Origin of the sequence: Cupriavidus sp. OV096, assembly GCF_900115455.1 — a bacterium.
Taxonomy (GTDB): Bacteria; Pseudomonadota; Gammaproteobacteria; order Burkholderiales; family Burkholderiaceae; genus Cupriavidus.
The window spans coordinates 17,163-31,263 of the sequence record NZ_FOWM01000015.1; the positions used below are offsets into that span (position 1 = coordinate 17,163).

Sequence of the window (14,101 nt, forward strand, 5' to 3'; positions counted from 1 at the left end):
ACACTGATGCGCGGGCAGGCGCCTCTTAATGCGCATCCGCCGACGGCGCCTTGGGGGCGGCCACCTTGCGCATCAGCGGCACCATCGCCGTGGCAATGGCGAAGCACACCAGAATCATCAGGTAGATGTCGCCAAAGGTCTGCGTCTGGGCCTCGCGCCAGGCCAGCCCCCATAGTTGCCGCAGTGCTGCCGTCTGCGCATCGAGGGCGTCGTGGCCGGCTGCCATGAACCGCTCGGCAACGCTCTGCAGCAGGTTGCCCATCGCCTCATTGCGGATGTTCAGATGCTCCGCCTCGCGCAGGAAGTGCATGTTTCCGCGATCGTTGAGCACCGTGGCGCACGCCGCAATGCCGATGGCGCCGCCGAGGTTTCGCATCAGGTTGAATAGCCCCGACGCCAGCTTGAGCCGTTCCGGCGGCAGGCTGCCGAGCGTCAGCGTGACCGTCGGCGCCACCGCAAACTGCTGCGCCATGCCACGCAGCGCCTGCGGCAGCAGCAGCTCTGCCGATCCCCAGTCGTGCGTGATGGGCGCGAAGTACCACATCGAGATGCCGAACATCGCCAGCCCGAACATCATCAGCCAGCGCAGGTCCACCCGGTTCGCCAGGAAGGCATAGAGCGGGATCGACGCCATCTGGAACACGCCCGTGGAGAACACCGCGAGTCCGATATCGAGCGCGCTGAAGCCGCGCACGCGCCCCAGGAACAGCGGCGTCAGGTAGATGGTGGCGAAGATGCCAATGCCTGTGACGAAGGAGAAGAAGCAGCCGAGCGCGAAGTTGCGCTCCTTGAGCGCGCGCAGGTCCACCACCGGATTCGCATAGGTCAGCGAGCGCCAGATGAAGGCCACGCCCGCCAGACCGGAGATCCAGGCCGTGGCCAGGATCACGTCATCGCCGAACCAATCCCAGCGCGGCCCTTCTTCCAGCGTGTATTCGAGGCAACCCAGGAACAACGCCATCAGCCCCATGCCGAGGTAGTCCGCCCCGCGCACCAGCGACCAGTTGGGCCGGTCGACCTTGACCAGCAGCGGCACCGCCACGGTGACGAAGATGCCCGGCACCAGGTTGATGAAGAACAGCCAGTGCCAGGAGAAATGATCGGTGATCCAGCCGCCAACCGTCGGTCCCAACGTCGGCGCCAGCGAGGCCAGCGCGCCGACCGTGGCGGCGGCGATCACGCGCTGCGGCCCGCTGAAAAACGCGAAGGCCGTGGTGAACACCATCGGGATCATCGAGCCGCCCAGGAAGCCCTGCAGCGCGCGGAACGCGATCATGCTCTGGATGTCCCACGCCATGCCGCACAGCAGGCTGGTCACGGTGAAGCCGGCTGCGGAGGCGGCGAACAGCCAGCGCGTCGACATCACGCGCGAGAGCCAGCCCGACAGCGGAATGACGATGATCTCGGCGATCAGGTAGCTGGTTTGCACCCAGACGGTCTCGTCGGTCCCGGCGGAGAGCGCGCCGCCGATATCGCGCAGCGACGCGGAGACGATCTGGATGTCCAGCAAGGCGATGAACATGCCCACGCACATCGTGCCGAAGGCAAACACCTTGGCGGCGGTGGACATCTCGCCCGGAGGCGTCTCCGCCACGGCGCGCGGCGGGCTGGTCAGGCTGGCGGCCGTCATCACTGCACCTGCTTCGGCGGCAGCGTATTGACCTGCGCGATGACCGAGAGGCCCGGGCGCAGCACGCCAAGCCGCGCATCCTGCTCATCCAGTTGCACCCGCACGGGCACGCGCTGGACGATCTTGGTGAAGTTGCCGGTGGCGTTCTCCGGCGGCAATACGCTGAACTGCGCGCCGGTGGCGGGCGCCAGGCTTACCACGTGGCCATGGAAGACGCGGCCGGGCACCACGTCGGCCTCGATCTCCACCGGCATGCCGGGGCGCATATGCGCGAGCTGCCCCTCCTTGAAATTGGCGTCGACCCACAGCCCGCCCGCCGGCACGATGGCCAGCAACTGGCTGCCGGCGCCGGCAAAAGCGCCCACGCGGGCGCGCCGGTTGCCCACGGTGCCATCCACGGGCGCGCGCAGTTCCGTATAGCTCAGGTTCAGTTTGGCGATGTCCCGCTCGGCAATCGCCTGCGCCAGCGCGGCCTGCGCCTGCTGCTTCTGCGTGCCGATCACATCCAGTTGGCGCTGCGCGGCGAGCAGCGACGCACGCGCGCGCTCGCCATTGGCCTGCGCCTGCTTGTAGTCCGAATCCGCCTTTTGGGAGCTTTGGATCGAGACCGCCGCCTTGGCCACCAGGCTGGCGTAGCGGGCCTGGTCGTCTCGGGCGCGCACGGTGTCGGCGTTGGTCGACGCAATGCCAGCCTTGGCCTGCCCGATCACCGCCTCCTGCAAGCGCGCCGTCGCATCGAGGTTGGCCAGCAGTGCCTGCTGGGCCGCCACGGCGCCCTCGGCCTTGGCCAGCGCGGCGCGATAGTCGCGGTCGTCGATGCGCACCAGCAGGTCACCGGCGCGGACGGACTGGTTGTCGGTCACCGCCACTTCCGCGATATAGCCGCCCACCTTGGCGCCAATCACTGTGACATCGCCGCCGACGTAGGCATCGTCGGTGCTTTCCACGAACCGGGCGGATGTCCACCAGTGGTAGCCGTAGCCCACCCCGGCCAGCCCGGCCGCTACCAACAGGCCAGTCGCCAGCAGCCGCTTGGCGCTGACCTTGGATTTCGTCGCGGGAATAGAGTCGGCTCCGACCCGTTCAGTCAGCGCATCGCTGCTCATGGCACTTCCTCTCTGCATGCGGGGATTGCCCGCTGCCTGCGCAGCGGTGTTGATAAAAGGGGATGGATTCAGGGGATCGACTCAGGCCTCGGCCGAGCGCTCCAGCCGCTGGCGCAGGCGCTCGGTGGCGGCGGGGCCGGGCACGACGTGGAAATCGTGTCCGACGATGGGACGTCCGCTGGCGGCATCCACCAGCACCGGCTCGACGCGCTCGCCGGTCTGACGGTCCACCAGTTGCACGCTTTCGCCTTCGGGCGCGAGATGCCTGTTACCCCAGGCGAGCATCGCCAGCAGCACCTGGCGGAAGTCACGGCCGCGGTCCGTCAGGATGTATTCGAAGCGCGGCGGGCGCTCGCAGTATTGGCGGCGCTCCAGCATGCCCTCCTCCACCAGCGAGTTCAGGCGGCGGGTCAGCATGTTCGGGGCGATGTCCAGGTTCTGCTGGAACGCATCGAAGCGGGTGATGCCGTAGAACGCCTCGCGCAGGATCAGCACGCTCCAGCTGTCAGCGACCCGGGCAACCGTGCGGGCGATGGGGCACGGCGTCTCGCCAAGTGGCTTTTTCTGCATCTCCGGACTCCTTGAAATACACGTTGCTATCAATTTGAAAGTTAGTCTAGACTAGTCACTATCATCATGCAAGTTAGTTGATGCAATTCTCCCTAGTTGCTGTCGAAAGGTGTCCGCAATGCCGCTTCATTCGCCCCGCCCCACCCGCGCCGGTCTCCCGCGCCTTCTCTCTACCTTGATCGCCGCCGGCGTCGCCGCCACCCTCGCCGCCTGCGCAGCCGGCCCGGACTACCACGCGCCCGATGCGAATATGCCGGCGGCCTACCCGCATGCCGCGGCCCTGGCTGCCCGCGAAGCCACCCAGCCCGCACCGTCACTGGATAGCTGGTGGCTGGGCTTCGACGATCCCGCGCTCACGCGGGTCATCCAGAGCGCGCTGGAGCAGAACCTGGATCTGGCGGCGGCCATCGCCCGCGTGGATCAGGCCCGCGCCGCCGCGCGCCGGGCCGGTGCCGAATTGCTGCCGCAGGGGTCGTTCTCCGCCAGCGTCGGCAAGCAGCGCCAGTCTCTGGAAGGGCCGCAAGGCAGGCTGGGCAGAAACCTGCCGGGCTATGACCGCAACCAGACGCTGTACAGCACGGGCGTGGGGGCAAGCTGGGAGATGGATGTGGCCGGTGGCCTGCGCCGGGGCGCCGAGGCGGCCAGCGCAGAAGCCCAGGCCGCCGAAGCCGAGCATCTGGGCGTGCGCGTGCTGGTGGTGGCGGAAGCCGCCGATGCCTACTTCCGCGTGCGCGGCGCGCAGCAACGCATTGCCATTGCACAGGAACAGGTGCGCACCAATGCCAGGCTGCTGGAGCTGGTGCAACTGCGACTGGCCGATGGCATCGGCGCCGAGCGCGAACGGGCCCAGGCGGAAGCGCAGCTCGCGCAGACGCGCGTCACGCTCCCGCCGTTGCAGATCGAACTGGAGACCCAACTCAACCGCCTCGACGTGTTGATGGGCGCGCAGCCGGGCACCTACAGCGCCGAACTGACGACGCCCACCGAGCGTATGACCGTACCGCAGATCTCCGTGGCGCAAGGGCCGGCCAACCTGCTGCAACGCCGGCCGGACGTGATCGCGGCCGAACGCCGTTTGGCGGCATCGAACGCCCAGATCGGCGTTGCCACGGCGGAGTACTACCCAAAGGTGTCGATATCGGCCCTGCTCGGTTTCGAGAGCCTGACCGCCAGCACGCTGTTCACCGCGTCGGCATTCCAGCCCGCCGCTATCGCCGGGCTGCGCTGGAGACTGTTCGATTTCGGCCGGGTGGATGCCGAGGTGGCACAGGCCAAGGGCGCCAATGCCGAGGCCCTGGCCAACTATCGCAAGTCCATGCTGCGCGCCACCGAGGACGTGGAAAACGCGATCATCGCGCTGACCCAGCTGGAGGTACAAAGCCGGGAACTGGCCGTGGAAGTGGCAGCCCACGCCCGCTCGCGCGGCGCCGCCGAGGAAGCCTATAAGGGCGGCGCGGTCAGCCTGTTTGAAGTCCTCGAAGAAGACCGCCTGCTATTGGCGGCGCGTGACCAGCAGGCCAGCGTGCGCGCCGACAACGCCCGCGCAGCCGTGGCGACGTTCCGCGCGCTGGGCGGCGGGTGGACGGAGTGAAAGCGCGGCCACGCTAGCCGCGTCAGCCCGGGCGCGCGGGGTCTGCCGGCAAATTCAGATAGTCATCCACTGCGCTGCCCACGGTGGGATGAAAGCGATCATTGCTGAAGACCTCGGTCAGTTCGAAGCGCCTGAGCTTGTCGCGGACCGGGTCCTTCATCTCGGCGAAATGCAGGGCGATGCCGTCCGCGCTCAGGGCGTGGCTCAGTTCGCGCAGCATGTCCGCCGAGGTGACGTCGACACTGGTGACCGGCTCGGCGGCCACCACCACGCGGCGCACCGGGGTGGGCGAGTCCGCCACCGCCTCGGTGAGCCGTTGCTGGAATTGCTCGGCATTGGCGAAGAACAGCGGCGCATCCCAGCGAAACAGCACCAGCCCGTCGATGCGCGCCGCCTCGGGGTAGCGCTTCATATCGTGATAGCCGCGCAGCCCGGGCACCCGGCCCAGCACCGCGAAGTGCGGCCGCCAGCCGTCCCACAGGAACTCGATCACGGCGACCACCACGGCGAGGCAGATGCCGGGAATCGCACCGAACACGGCCACGCCCGCGAAGCACAGCATCGACAGCCAGAACTCCCATTGCTGGATGCGAAAGATGCGCTGCAGGTCCTTGAACTCGAACAGCCCGATCGCTGCGGCGATGACCACGGCGGCCAGCGCGCTGGTGGGCAGGTAGCGCAGCAGGTTGGGCGCGAACATCAGCAGCGCCGCCACGGCGATGGCGCCGACCACGCCGGTCAACTGCGTGCGTGCGCCGGCCGCCTCCGCCACCGGGGTGCGTGACGCGCTGCTGCTGATCGGAAAGCCCTGGAAAAAGCCCGCCGCCAGATTAGCGGCGCCGAGCGCCACCATCTCCTGATTCGGGTCCACGCGCATATGCGCGCGCGCCGCGAAGGTGCGCGACAGCACGCTGGTATCGGCAAACGCGATCAGCGCCACGGCGCAGCCGCCGAGCACGATCTTGACCAGATCCGCCTCGCTGAGCCACGGCACCGCAAACGCCGGCAGGCCCTGCGGAATTTCGCCGAGGATCTTCACGCCGCGGCTATCCAGATGGAACAAGGCGACCGCCAGCGTGGCCAGGATCACGGCGATCAGGATGCCGGGAACCCGTTCGAAGCGCTTGAGCAGCAGGATCACGACCAGGCTGGCCGCCCCCACCGCGAAGCTGTAGCCGTTGGTCTGGCCATCGGCAATCGCCCGGCCCAGCTCCCACAACTCGCGCAACGGCCCGGCATCCTCGATCTGGATGGCGAACAGTTTCGGCAGTTGGCTGACCAGCACGGTCAGCGCAATGCCATTCATATAGCCGTAGCGGATCGGCTTCGACAGCAGCTCGGTGATGAACCCAAGGCGCAGCAGCCCCAGCACGATGCAGAACAGGCCGGAAACGATGGCCATCAGGCTGGCTGTGGCGATGGCGCGCGCCGGATCGCCGGCGGCAGCGGTAATGACGACGGCCAGAATCGGCGCCGCCAGCGCGGAATCCGGCCCCAGCACCAGAATTCGGCTCGGGCCGAACAGCGCGTAGGCCAGCAAGGGGACGATCGTCGCGTACAGGCCATAGACGCCGGGCACGCCCGATGCCTCGGCATAGGCGATGCCCACCGGCACCAGCATCGTGGTCAGGACCAATCCGGCAGCGATGTCACGGGGTAGCCAGGCTGGCTGGTAGGTCGCCAGGGTTGCCAGTCCGGGCAACCAGCGCCGCCACGGGGAGGCAGGCGCGTCACGCGGGGCAGAGGCGTTGGCCATGGATGGGGTGGGCAGGCACGCCGCATGCAGCGCGATGCTTCAGCATAGGCCGGGAACGCCGCAAAGGGAAATGGCGCGAACGTCAGGTCTGGATGAAGTCCCGGTGGGCCGGCGCGGCGCTCTTGGGGGCTTCGCCGATCATCTCCAGCACCGTCGATTCGATCATGTAGGACATGGCGGTCAGCGCCAGATCATTGGGTTCCTCGCCGAACGGCTCCTCGATCTCGGCGCTGAGCGCCTCCAGCGCGAAGAAGGTGTAGGCGATAAAGCAGACGATCACCGGCGTCATCAGCCCGATCGAATCCAGCAGGCCGAACGGCAGCAGCATGCAGTACAGGTAGATGCACCGATGGATGATGACGGAGTAGGTGAACGGGATCGGCGTGCCGGCCAGCCGCTCGCAGCCGCCCAGCGCCGTGCTGAGCTGATTCAGCGACATTTCCATCGACTGGGCCAGCGGCGGCGCCAGTTGACCGGCACGGAGTCGCTCCCCCACCCATTCACCCGCCATCAGCAGCACGATGGCGGGTTTGAACTTCGCGGCCTTGAGGCGGGCCGCATCCGCCTCGTCGAGGAACGGCGCCACATCGGGCCAGGCCTCGCTGCCGCGCAACTGATGGCGCAGCGCGTGCACGAACGCGCAGAGCCGATAGGCCAGCTGGCGCGCGTCGCGCGGGTCGGCCCCGAGCGTCAGCGCCTGCCGCGTCAGCGAGCGCGCTTCATTGAGCACGCTGCCCCAGAGCGTGCGCCCTTCCCAGAAGCGCGCGTAGCTGGTGCTGTTGCGAAAACCGAGGAAGATGGCCAGCGTCAGGCCGATCAGCGAGAACGGCACGAAGTTCAGCGACACCTTCCAGTCGCCAATCCGGCCGTGGAAGGTGGTGATCAGCGCGGCAAACAGCGTGATGGTGACGAGCTGCGGGGCGATCTTGGGCAGCACCGAGCCCCGCAGGACAAACAGCATCCGGAACCAGTGCAGCGGCGGGCGGGTAATCATGTCAGGGGGCCTCGCGCAGCCGCAGCGCCGCCAGTGCCAGCGGCTTGGCGACGACGGTCGTGGCGAGGGCCATCAGCAGCAGCCCCGAGAACGCCGCCGCGCTGATCAGGCGGTTCTCGAGCAGGATGGCCAGCACCACCACCTCCATCAGCCCCTTGGTCTGGGCCAGCGCGCCCAGCGTCCAGGCATCGCGCCGCCCCAGGCCGGCCATCCGCGCCGGCAGCGCCGTACCCGCCATCTTGCCCACCACGGCCACGACGGTGGCCACGGCAAACACCACGAGGGCGTCGCCGCCGGCCGTGGTCAGGTCCGTGCGCAGGCCGGTCATCAGGAAGAAGAACGGCATCAGCACCACCACCGTGGTCGGCTCCAGTTGCCGGCCGATATCGGCCGCCGCGCCCCGCGGCAGCACCACGCCGGCCAGGAATCCGCCCAGGATGTAGTGCAGGCCGATCAACTCCGATGCGCAGGCCGAGCCGAAGATCAGCACCACCACCGCAGCCAGCCGGGCGTCCGTCCCGCGCAGGCGCGGCAGCCCCGCCGCCAGCAGCGGCCGGACGATCAGGAACATGGCGGCCACGTAGGCGGCCCCGGTCAGCACCAGCTGTAGCGGCGCCTGGGCGGCCTGCCCGGTACTGGCGAGAATGCACGAAAGCACGATCCAGATGGCGGCATCGCTGACCGCCGCGCAGGCCACCGCGAGCCGGCCGGCCGTGGAATCGCTCAAGCCCATTTCCCGCAGGATGGCGCCGAGCACTGGCAGCGCGGTCACGGCCATCGACACCCCCACGGCAATCGCGAATTGCCAGGGCGTGGCGGCCTCCCCAAGCAGCCCGGGCCGATAGTGGCCGAGCCCCAGCCCGGCGCCCACGCCCAGCACAAACGGCACCAGCACGCAGCCCAGCGCGGCGCTAATGGCGATCTTCCGCAGGCCGCGCGCCTCGCCCCCGCCAATGTGCAGGCCGGACAGGAAGGCGAACAGCACCGCGGCCAGCCATTGCAGGCCGGTCAGCGCGGTCAGCCGGGTGGCGCCGAACAGCGCCTGCCAGCTATCCGGCCAGAAGGCCCCGAGCAGCGACGGCCCCAGCAGAATGCCGCCCACGATCTGCATGACCACGAGCGGCACGATGCCACCCATGCGCAAGCCGCGCCACAGCAGCAGCGGTGTGCCGACGACCAGACAGGCCTGGGCGAAGAAAATCGAAGTGGGATTCATGGTCTGAGCGATGGTTGGCGCGATGCAGCGGCGATGATACCTCGCCCGCACCGCGCCTCATCGCTCAGGCCGGCGTCTTGCGGAAGGCAATCGCGAAGCGGTTCCAGGTATTGATCGCGGAGATCAGCAGCGTCAGGTCGACCAGTTCGGCATCCGAGAAATGGGGCCGCACGGCTTCCCAGACAGCGTCCGGCACGTGATCCTGCGAGACCAGCGTCACCGCCTCGGTCCAGGCCAGCGCGGCCTGCTCGCGCGCCGTGAAGAACGGGGTTTCGCGCCAGACCTGCAGCGTGGCCAGCCGGCGGTCGTCCTCGCCGCCTTTCCGGGCGTCGGCGGTGTGCATGTCGATGCAGTAGGCACATCCATTGATCTGCGAGGCGCGCAGGCGTACGAGTTCGACGAGCGACTTTTCCAGTTCGTTCTTGGCAATGCGATCTTCCAGCCCGAGGACGGCCTTGATGGCGGCGGGACTGGCCTTGTAGAAGTCGAGACGGTGTTGCATGGCTTGCTCCGGTAGTGGATGTAGTCGATTGCGGCGGCAGCGTCGTCGCGGCCTTGGATCCAAGCTTAGGAGCCGGAGTGGTATTTCCCAATTACCAATTTCCGGCATTTTCAGGTAGCCACCCGGCGTGGCGGGTTCACGTGATACAGGCATGATCGATCACACGCGCCAGCGGCATTAGGTCGCAGCCGCAACCGTCACCCGGAAGGTATCCTTGGCGCACGTTCTTTTCGCACGCCTCATGCCCCAAATCGCTCCCCGGCCCGCCGCCCTCGCCAGCGCGGACGCCTCGTACCGCATGCTCTGGCGCTGGCATTTCTACGCCGGCCTGTTCGTGATGCCGTTCCTGATCGTGCTGGCCGTGACCGGCACGCTCTACTGCTTCCAGCCGCAGATCGAGCCCCTGCTCTACCCGCAGTTGCTGAAGGTCGAGCCGTCCGGCGAGCGGCTACCTGCCCAGCGCCTGCTGGACCGCGCACGGGAGGCCGCGCCCGCCGGGGCGACAGTCACCAACTACACGCTCAATACCGATCCCCGGGCGAGCGCCGAATTCGTCTTCCGCCTGCCTGCGGGCGGCAGCGACAGCGTCTTCCTGAACCCCTACACCGGCACCTACCTCGGCAGCCTGAGCGTGGAAGACCGCTTCATGAAGCAGGTGCGCATGATCCACCGCGCCCTGCTCGTCGGCAAGCCGGGCGAGTTGCTGATGGAACTGGCGGCATGCTGGGTGCTGGTGATGATCGCCACGGGCCTGGCGATGTGGTGGCCGCGCCTGCGCCAGCGCGGCGCGCGCGCCTTTGTGCCCGGCCCCGCCACGGGATCGCGCGGCGGATGGAAGGAAATCCATCTCGTGCTCGGCGCATGGCTGGCCGTGGGCGCCTTGGCGTTCATCCTGTCCGGTTTGCCGTGGACGGGTTCGTGGGGCAAGCAGTTCAAGGCGCTCGCCACGGCCGCGAATCTCGGCCGTCCGGCCGATGGTCAGGGCGACATGCACGCGCATGCCGCGCCCCCGGCCGCCGGCGCCGATCACGCCAAGCATCACCACACGATGGAATCGCTGCCGCTGGCAGACATGCCATGGGCCGTCGGCCTGACCGCCGTGCCCAGCGTAGCCCCGGCGCAGACCGCGCCGCTGACACTGGATCAGGTCGTGGCCGTGGTGGCCGCCCAAGGCATCACCACCGGCTGCCAGGTGGTCTTCCCGAAGGCGCCCGGCGGCGTCTATACCGCGTCCTGCTTCCCTGCCGATCCGAGCGGCGAGCGCACGCTCCATATCGATCCCGCCAACGGGCGAGTCGTCAAGGATCTCCGCTTCGCCGACTACGGGCCCGTGGCGCAGGCCATCTCGTACGGCACCTCCCTGCATATGGGCCGCTACTTCGGGCTGGCCAACCAGCTTATCTGCGCGGCGATTTCGTTGGGCCTGATGGCGATGGCCATCACGGGTCTGGTGATGTGGATCCAGCGCAAGCCGGCGCGCAAGCTCGGCGCACCGAGCCATCCCGCCGCATTGCCGCCGATGCGCGCCTGGGCCATCGGGCTGGGCCTGCTCGGCGCCGTGTTCCCGATGATGGGCGTCACGCTGCTCGCGGTCTGGCTGCTCGACCGCCGCATCGCTGGGGCGGGCGGTGTGCGGACTGCGCCGACGGTGTGACACGCCTTGCCGGGGAATTGGGGGTAAGATCGCCCCACTCCCCAGCCTTGCCTCCACCGTGGAAGACTTTCCTTACCTTGATTTCGACGCCTTGCAGCAACTGGCGCAGCGCACCGACCACGTCACCGCCGACTGCACCTGCGCCGCCGACGCGCTACGCGGCTGGGCCAGCCTGCCAATTTCGTTTCCCGACGCACAACTGAAGAAGATCGGCACGCTGGTTGCCAGCGCCTATGAGGAAGCGACGTTCCAGGAGTACGACCCCGACAGCGTCGGCTTCTGGTCGCCCGAGGCCCCGGTGGCGCCGCTGTACTACCCGGCCAACCGCTGCGATGTCTGGGCCTGCACGGTCTGCGACCGCGCGTTCCTGCGCTATGTGGAAGGCGGCGGCTACTTTGTCGATCCCCGCATCCGCCGGCTCACGGGCCGCGTGCTGGTCGATGCCCGCCTGGGTTGAATCGCCCGACTAGCGCAGGCGCAAGCGCCTGACCCACCGGTCGCCGGCTGCCTGTACGCCGGTGACCAGCGCAATCAGCACCACAATCACCACGACCATCACCACCGTATCGAAGCGCTGGTAGCCGTAGCGGATCGCCAGGTCGCCCAGCCCGCCCGCACCGACCGCGCCGGCAATCGCGGACGCCCCGATCAGCGAGACCACGGTGATCGTGAACCCGCCGACGATGCCCGGCAACGCTTCCGGCAGCAGCACATGCCAGACGATATGGCGGCGCTGGCATCCCATCGCCTGGGCCGCCTCGATCAAGCCATGGTCCACTTCGCGCAGGCTCACCTCGGCAATCCGCGCGAAGAACGGCGTGGCGCTGATCGCGAGCGGCACCACGGCCGCCCAGACGCCAATCGTCACCCCTACCACCAGCCGCGTGAACGGCAGCAACGCCACCAGCAACACGATGAATGGCGTAGCGCGGAAGCCGTTGACCAGGGTGCCAGCCAGCCGATGGAAGCGCGGCGCGGGCCGCATGCCGCCCGGCGCAGTCACCACCAGCAGCACGGCGAGCGGCAGCCCGGCCAGCGCGGCGATCAGCGCGGAGGCGCCGACCATCGTCAGCGTATCGAGGAAAGCGGCCCAGAGGCGGTCAATGAGTATCGGAGACATAACCTAGCGTGGTGACGTGATGGGCGATAGCCCCGGCCGACGCCACCGCAGCCTCCAGCGCGGCGTGGGCGGGGATGGAGAGCAGCAGCGCGCCTTGCGTGTGCCCCTGAATCCGGTCGAGACTGCCATGCAGCAGCCGCACGCCGGCGCCGAACGCGGCGGCCACGCGCGACAGATCCGGCACCTCGCCGCCGGCATAGCGCAGTTCGACCACTCGATGCCAGTCCCCCGCGCCCTCCGGCTGCGCATGCAGGCGCTGCGCGATGTCCTCGGGCACGCGCGTGGCCAGCGGCGCCAGCAGCGCCCGCGTGGCATCGTGCTGCGGATTCCCGAAGACCTGCCACACCGGCCCGGTCTCGGCGATGGCCCCGCGTTCCAGCACCAGCACGCTGTCGCAGATCGCCCGAATCACGCGCATTTCGTGGGTAATCAGCACGATGGTGATGCCAAGCCGCGCGTTGATGTCGCGCAGCAGGGCCAGGATCGACTGCGTGGTCTCCGGGTCCAGCGCGGAGGTGGCCTCGTCGCAAAGCAGGATGTCGGGCCGATGAACCAGCGCGCGCGCAATGCCCACACGCTGCTTCTGTCCGCCCGACAGCCGGCCGGGGTACGCATCCGCCTTGCCGTCGAGGCCGACCAGCGCCAGCAGCGACGCCACGCGCTCCGCGATCTCCGCCCGGGGCACGCCGGCCACCTTGAGCGGCAGCGCCACGTTTTCGGCCACGGTCTTGGCGGACAGTAGGTTGAAGTGCTGGAAGATCATGCCGATCCGCCGGCGCAACGTCACCAGCTCGCCCGTCCCCAGCGTCGCCACGTCCACGCCGCCCACGGTGACCCGGCCTGCGCTCGGCGTCTCCAGCCCGTTGATGGTGCGCAGCAGGCTCGACTTCCCCGCGCCGCTGCGACCGATGATCCCGAAGATGCCGCCAGCGGGAATCTCAAGGTCAATCTCGCGCAGCGCCTCCACCGGCCCGCTCGCCGCGTGATAAGTCTTGCCCACGCCCTCGAATCGGATCGAACCCGCATTGGGCGCGGTTGTGCCTTCCGCGCGTGCCACCGGCGGCGCGCTACGCGAAGCAGTCTGGAGAAGTCCCCTGCGGAACAACGGAAAGGTGGCGGCCATCTGCACGAGTCTCCAGTCAGGGCTTCAGCCAGGGCAGGCTGTAGAGCTTGTCGTTGTTCGCGAACGAGGTGCTGAGCTGCTTGCGCACCGCCGGCGACTCCTGGTAGATCTTCACGAAGCGCGCCACGCGGGCATCGCTGGCATTGTTCTCCCGCGTCACGAAGCGGATGGCGAAGTAGGTGTCGTCGATGCCCGAGTAGAGCAGTCCGGAGCCCGCCACCTGCGGCTTGCCGGCGTTGACGAAGTGCGCCGGGTAGCCCTGCGCGAGGTCCACGTCATCGAGCGCGCGCACGAGCTGCGGCCCCTCCACTTCCACGAACTTGAGCTTCTTGGGGTTGTCCACGATGTCGTTGACGCTGCCCTTCGCGCCCACGCCATCGCGCAGCTTGATCAGCCCCGCCTTCTGCAACAGCAGCAGGCCGCGCCCCTGATTCACCGGATCGTTCGCCACGCCCACGCGCGCGCCGTCCTTGAGGTCGCCGAAGCGCTTGATGTGGGTGGAATACAGGCCGATGTTGGGCAGCACCCCAAGCGCCACGCTGCGGAACTTGTAGCCGCGCTCCTTCACGGCGTTGTCCAGAAACGCCTGATGCTGGAAGTAGTTGATGTCGAGGTCCCCGGCAGCCAGCGCCACGTTCGGCGTGGTCCAGTCGGTGAACTCGATCACCTTGACGTCGAGACCCTGCTTGCGGGCCTCGGTGGCGGCCACCTCGACCGAGTCGGCCAGCGAGCCCGGCGTGACGCCAATGGTGAGCGGCGCGGCGTGCGCGGCTGAAGAGGCGGAAGCGACGATCGCCAGCGAAGCAAACAGGGGAAGCAGCAGTGAGGATTTCAGCATG

Annotated in this window: 13 protein-coding genes; 3 read left to right on the plus strand and 10 right to left on the minus strand. The window is 68.2% G+C overall.

What is annotated here, in order from left to right:
* Positions 1-25: 25 nt before the first annotated feature.
* The 3 genes from BM115_RS24225 to BM115_RS24235 all read right to left on the minus strand — a co-directional run bounded on the left by BM115_RS24225 (position 26) and on the right by BM115_RS24235 (position 3,306).
* Positions 26-1,630, minus strand: a complete 1,605-nt coding sequence (locus BM115_RS24225; RefSeq protein ID WP_092300478.1) for a DHA2 family efflux MFS transporter permease subunit — start codon at positions 1,628-1,630, stop codon at positions 26-28.
* On the minus strand, positions 1,630-2,736 hold the full coding sequence (locus BM115_RS24230) for an HlyD family secretion protein (RefSeq protein ID WP_092300481.1): 1,107 nt from the start codon (positions 2,734-2,736) through the stop codon (positions 1,630-1,632). The genes BM115_RS24225 and BM115_RS24230 overlap by 1 nt, the downstream gene beginning before the upstream one ends.
* Before the next feature lie 81 nt (positions 2,737-2,817).
* The gene (locus BM115_RS24235; RefSeq protein WP_092300484.1) at positions 2,818-3,306 is read right to left on the minus strand and encodes a winged helix-turn-helix transcriptional regulator; all 489 of its coding nucleotides are present in this window, start codon (positions 3,304-3,306) and stop codon (positions 2,818-2,820) included.
* A gap of 118 nt (positions 3,307-3,424) precedes the next feature.
* On the opposite strand from BM115_RS24235, the gene BM115_RS24240 reads away from it, so the two are divergent.
* Positions 3,425-4,897, plus strand: coding sequence for an efflux transporter outer membrane subunit (locus tag BM115_RS24240; protein WP_092300487.1), 1,473 nt, complete (start codon positions 3,425-3,427; stop codon positions 4,895-4,897).
* 22 nt (positions 4,898-4,919) lie between these two features.
* Here BM115_RS24240 and BM115_RS24245 read toward each other — a convergent pair whose 3' ends face one another.
* The 4 genes from BM115_RS24245 to BM115_RS24260 form a co-directional block, all read right to left on the minus strand.
* Positions 4,920-6,653 carry a SulP family inorganic anion transporter gene (locus BM115_RS24245; RefSeq protein ID WP_092300490.1) on the minus strand — a complete coding sequence of 578 codons (1,734 nt, stop codon included), beginning with the start codon at positions 6,651-6,653 and terminating at the stop codon, positions 4,920-4,922.
* A gap of 82 nt (positions 6,654-6,735) precedes the next feature.
* Entirely contained in the window at positions 6,736-7,647 is a 912-nt protein-coding gene (locus BM115_RS24250; protein ID WP_092300493.1) for a bestrophin family protein, read from the minus strand.
* 1 nt (position 7,648) lies between these two features.
* Entirely contained in the window at positions 7,649-8,863 is a 1,215-nt protein-coding gene (locus tag BM115_RS24255; RefSeq protein ID WP_092300496.1) for a cation:proton antiporter, read from the minus strand.
* Between the two features lie 64 nt (positions 8,864-8,927).
* Entirely contained in the window at positions 8,928-9,365 is a 438-nt protein-coding gene (locus tag BM115_RS24260) for a carboxymuconolactone decarboxylase family protein (RefSeq protein ID WP_092300499.1), read from the minus strand.
* Between the two features lie 241 nt (positions 9,366-9,606).
* Between BM115_RS24260 and BM115_RS24265 the strand changes: the two genes are divergently transcribed.
* Positions 9,607-11,019: a PepSY-associated TM helix domain-containing protein gene (locus tag BM115_RS24265; RefSeq protein ID WP_092300502.1), complete on the plus strand. Its 1,413-nt coding sequence runs from the start codon at positions 9,607-9,609 to the stop codon at positions 11,017-11,019.
* A 58-nt stretch (positions 11,020-11,077) separates the two neighbouring features.
* Positions 11,078-11,476 carry a hypothetical protein gene (locus BM115_RS24270; RefSeq protein ID WP_092300505.1) on the plus strand — a complete coding sequence of 133 codons (399 nt, stop codon included), beginning with the start codon at positions 11,078-11,080 and terminating at the stop codon, positions 11,474-11,476.
* 9 nt (positions 11,477-11,485) lie between these two features.
* Here BM115_RS24270 and BM115_RS24275 read toward each other — a convergent pair whose 3' ends face one another.
* From BM115_RS24275 to BM115_RS24285, 3 genes are read right to left on the minus strand one after another with little or no spacing between them, the layout of a single operon-like run.
* The gene (locus tag BM115_RS24275; protein WP_092300508.1) at positions 11,486-12,139 is read right to left on the minus strand and encodes a methionine ABC transporter permease; all 654 of its coding nucleotides are present in this window, start codon (positions 12,137-12,139) and stop codon (positions 11,486-11,488) included.
* On the minus strand, positions 12,120-13,262 hold the full coding sequence (locus BM115_RS24280) for a methionine ABC transporter ATP-binding protein (protein WP_092300511.1): 1,143 nt from the start codon (positions 13,260-13,262) through the stop codon (positions 12,120-12,122). The genes BM115_RS24275 and BM115_RS24280 overlap by 20 nt, the downstream gene beginning before the upstream one ends.
* Positions 13,263-13,278: 16 nt before the next feature.
* Positions 13,279-14,100 carry a MetQ/NlpA family ABC transporter substrate-binding protein gene (locus tag BM115_RS24285; protein WP_092300514.1) on the minus strand — a complete coding sequence of 274 codons (822 nt, stop codon included), beginning with the start codon at positions 14,098-14,100 and terminating at the stop codon, positions 13,279-13,281.
* Position 14,101: the final 1 nt, after the last annotated feature.

Coding starts and splice junctions, on each gene's coding strand:
- BM115_RS24255 (WP_092300496.1), bottom strand. CDS start 8,863: ATGAATCCCACTTCGATTTTCTTCGCCCAGGCCTGTCTGGTCGTCGGC.
- BM115_RS24235 (WP_092300484.1), bottom strand. CDS start 3,306: ATGCAGAAAAAGCCACTTGGCGAGACGCCGTGCCCCATCGCCCGCACG.
- BM115_RS24285 (WP_092300514.1), bottom strand. CDS start 14,100: ATGCTGAAATCCTCACTGCTGCTTCCCCTGTTTGCTTCGCTGGCGATC.
- BM115_RS24250 (WP_092300493.1), bottom strand. CDS start 7,647: ATGATTACCCGCCCGCCGCTGCACTGGTTCCGGATGCTGTTTGTCCTG.
- BM115_RS24260 (WP_092300499.1), bottom strand. CDS start 9,365: ATGCAACACCGTCTCGACTTCTACAAGGCCAGTCCCGCCGCCATCAAG.
- BM115_RS24265 (WP_092300502.1), top strand. CDS start 9,607: ATGCCCCAAATCGCTCCCCGGCCCGCCGCCCTCGCCAGCGCGGACGCC.
- BM115_RS24280 (WP_092300511.1), bottom strand. CDS start 13,262: ATGGCCGCCACCTTTCCGTTGTTCCGCAGGGGACTTCTCCAGACTGCT.
- BM115_RS24230 (WP_092300481.1), bottom strand. CDS start 2,736: ATGAGCAGCGATGCGCTGACTGAACGGGTCGGAGCCGACTCTATTCCC.
- BM115_RS24240 (WP_092300487.1), top strand. CDS start 3,425: ATGCCGCTTCATTCGCCCCGCCCCACCCGCGCCGGTCTCCCGCGCCTT.
- BM115_RS24245 (WP_092300490.1), bottom strand. CDS start 6,653: ATGGCCAACGCCTCTGCCCCGCGTGACGCGCCTGCCTCCCCGTGGCGG.
- BM115_RS24275 (WP_092300508.1), bottom strand. CDS start 12,139: ATGTCTCCGATACTCATTGACCGCCTCTGGGCCGCTTTCCTCGATACG.
- BM115_RS24225 (WP_092300478.1), bottom strand. CDS start 1,630: ATGACGGCCGCCAGCCTGACCAGCCCGCCGCGCGCCGTGGCGGAGACG.